The following is a 1,149-nucleotide window of genomic DNA, read 5'->3' as shown; positions in this document are numbered from 1 at the left end:
AAAACACAGTAGTTAAAACCAGTGGTTTACCTGCATTAGCTGGAAATCAAGTATGCCGGGCAATCACAAGTGGTAACACTATTCAACTTTATAAAAGTGGTGTATTAACAATAACAATAAGCATTTCAGAAATATTAGGTTTAAATGGTAATCTTCAAAATCTTCAATTTGGTGTTGCGGCTTTTGATCCAACTGGAACAGCTTTAACAGCAGGTGTAACTATTGTCAAAGCATTTAGTTGGCTAACCAATTCCCCTATGAGGATGGTACTTGATAATCTGGTAGGTACAGTTGCCAGTGGAGGTACATCCAACAATCTAAAAGGTAAAAACATATCATTCATAGGAGATTCTATAACCACCCCTGATTATGGTGGTAACACTTCAAGTAGTATCTATCCTGCCTTAATTAGAGATAGATATTTTTCGAATATTTTTATCAATGCAATAGCAGGTACACCAGTTGCTGAGAAATCAGGATATTTTGGATTTGTAACTAATACCAGATGGCAGAGCCTTAACAGCACTTTTACACCTGATGCCATAGTAATATTTGGTGGTACAAATGACTTCGGAGGCCGTAACGTACCATTAGGTACAATCAATGATGATCCTGTAACAAGCAAAACAACCTTTTACGGTGGTTTGAAGTACTTATACAGCAGTATTATTCAGGCAAACTTAACCTCTAAGGTTTTCCATATGACCCCATTACATAGGGGTGAAAGCGGTTTTCCAGAGGTTAACACCGGGACTACATTTACCTTAGTTCAATACATCACAGCTATCAAAGAGGTAGCTCAATTGTATGGGGTAATAGTAATTGATACATTCAACAACTCAGGATTTAATTACTACAATATGCAAATAGGAGCTTATACTGCTGATAGCTTGCATCTAACACCATTAGGTCAATCAAGGTTGGCTGATTATGTCGGGAACGTTTTGAATAATCATTTTAAAAATTAAATAACTAATTATTGAACAATATAATTGAAGGCATCTTAAGTGATGCCTTTTTTATTTATATATTTATAAATCAAAACCTTATCAAATGTTCAACCTGCCTTTTCCCACTGATAGCTTATATAAATTCAGTTTTATGTTTGGCTTAGTTTTAATTGTTTTTTCTTTTTACTATAAAGACAAC

General features: G+C 34.6%; 1 protein-coding gene. It reads left to right on the top strand.

Going from position 1 to position 1,149, the window contains the following annotated elements:
* Positions 1–968: SGNH/GDSL hydrolase family protein (locus AC1DRQ_RS31740; protein ID WP_477430168.1), on the top strand; the 968-nt coding region annotated here is incomplete at its 5' end.
* Between the last annotated feature and the right edge of the window lie 181 nt (positions 969–1,149).

Source organism: Mucilaginibacter sp. P4_E8 (genome assembly GCF_056401495.1).
This window is presented reverse-complemented; position numbering and strand designations above follow the sequence as displayed.